The 1,770-nt window shown below is 72.5% G+C and carries 1 protein-coding gene and 1 pseudogene; one reads left to right on the top strand and one right to left on the bottom strand.

Going from position 1 to position 1,770, the window contains the following annotated elements:
• Positions 1–1,307: hypothetical protein (locus tag G6027_RS14590; RefSeq protein WP_182637803.1), on the bottom strand; the 1,307-nt coding region annotated here is incomplete at its 3' end.
• Between the two features lie 159 nt (positions 1,308–1,466).
• Here G6027_RS14590 and G6027_RS14595 point away from each other — a divergent pair.
• A pseudogene (locus G6027_RS14595) lies at positions 1,467–1,770 on the top strand (DUF5129 domain-containing protein); the annotation flags it as partial.

Below are 1,770 nucleotides of genomic sequence, written 5' to 3' on the forward strand. Positions count from 1 at the left end.
GGCAGTCTCCGCACGACCTCCTCGCGCTGGGCCGCGTGCACCAGCGCGGGCTTGGCCTCCCCGAGGTGTTCGAGCACCGGGGTGACCGAGGACCAGAAGCGGCTCAGCGAGCTCAGCCCTTCGTTCTCCGCGCGGGCCTGCGCGCGCTCGGCCCGGGTGTCGTCGGCGCGGGCCGGATGACGGGTGGCGCGCTTACCCTCGATGCGGTCGTCCTTCCGCTGCGAGATCACGTAACCGAGCGCGAACGCGACACTCCGCGGCATGCGGCCGGACAGCAGGACGTCGGCCTCGGGGTAGTCGTCGAGCACCTGCTCGACCGCGCCGGAGAGTTCCTCGACCAGCCGCGCGAACGCACGCCGGTCGATCTGCCGGCCGCTCGCGCCCGGGTACCACCGGCCGGCGGGGAGAGCCCACGGGCGGAGCGTCTCCACTCCGTCGGTAGTGGCGGTGGGACCCACGACGACGACGAGGTCCGCCGCTGTCCGGAGTGGGTGCTGCGCATCGACTTCGGAGACCGCTCCGCCGCCGTCGAACTGGAGCGAGAGCCACACACGACCCACCACGGTCCGGTCCGCGGGCGCGGTTGTCGAGGGCGCGGCTTGTGAGGACGCGGCAGCCGGGCGTCCGGTGCGGAGCGTGACCATGGACAGCTCGGAGTCCGGTCGGCTCCGTCGCGACCGCCACCTACGCTCGGCCCACATGTCGTCGCCGTCGTCGAAGTACACGGTCCGCACCCCCGTGTCCCCTCCGGGCAACCGGCGCCTGCGGGCCTCGGTGGGCAGCTCCGCGAGGTGCGTGCGCTCGCGCAGGAGGGTGTCGTATCCCACGGCCAGAGCTGCGGGGAACGCCAGGTTGGGCGCCAGGACGTAGCCGGTCGCATCGTCGTCGTCGTTCATCGCCCTCTCGAGCTCGTCCGACACGTGGTCCACGGCCCGTCGTAGGTCCACCACGTCGCCGTTGGTGCCGAACCAGCCGGTCGCCGACCGGAAGTCCAGGCTCCGGGCATTGGCCACGTCGACCGCGGCGCGCATCCGGTCCGCGCTCTCGGCCGGGAGCAGCCGCAGGTAGTACAGGGTGCCGTTGTGGGCGATCATCCAGGCGCGGACCGCCATGGCCGTGATGAGCACGGCCAGGGTGCCGACGAACCAGGCGAGGCGGGAGGGGGAGGTGCACTCCGGCGACCACAGGTCCGGCACCGCCGAGATGGTGCAGGCCGCGTCGCGGGTGATGAGATCCTCCGCGACCAGTCCGCCGAACGCCGTGGTCATGGCGACCGTGATCGCGATGAGCGTTTCCAGGATGAACACCGGACGAGGCTAGCGGGGTCCGCCGCGTGCTCATCACCGGCCCGTCTGCGACTCGCCGCGGACCCGCCCGGTCGCTGCCCGAACCCCCTCGGGACGGTTGCCCTCGCGGGTCCGGCGAGAGGTGCGACGACGACGATGCGCCGCGCCTAGAGTGAACGCATGACCAGCCCGGTGTCCCGCGTCCCCCGCCTGCTGATCGTGGTGCTGTCCGGCGCCGCGGCCCTGCTGCTGATGCTGCTTCCGCTCGCCCCGGCCCGCGCCCAGGCTCCGGCCCCGGCCCCGGCGCCGGAGCAGACCGTAACGGTCGGCGTCGGCGTCACCGACCTTGCCGGCGTGCTCTCGGCCGGCGATCAGGACCTCCTGCGTACCGAGACGGCGCTCATCCCGTTCCCGCCCCAGGTGCAGCAGGTCGAGTACCTGGTCTTCGACGACGGCAATGACAATCTCAACGACACGACCGAGC

The sequence above is a fragment of the Dietzia sp. SLG310A2-38A2 genome (assembly GCF_014145095.1).
Taxonomy (GTDB): Bacteria; Actinomycetota; Actinomycetes; order Mycobacteriales; family Mycobacteriaceae; genus Dietzia.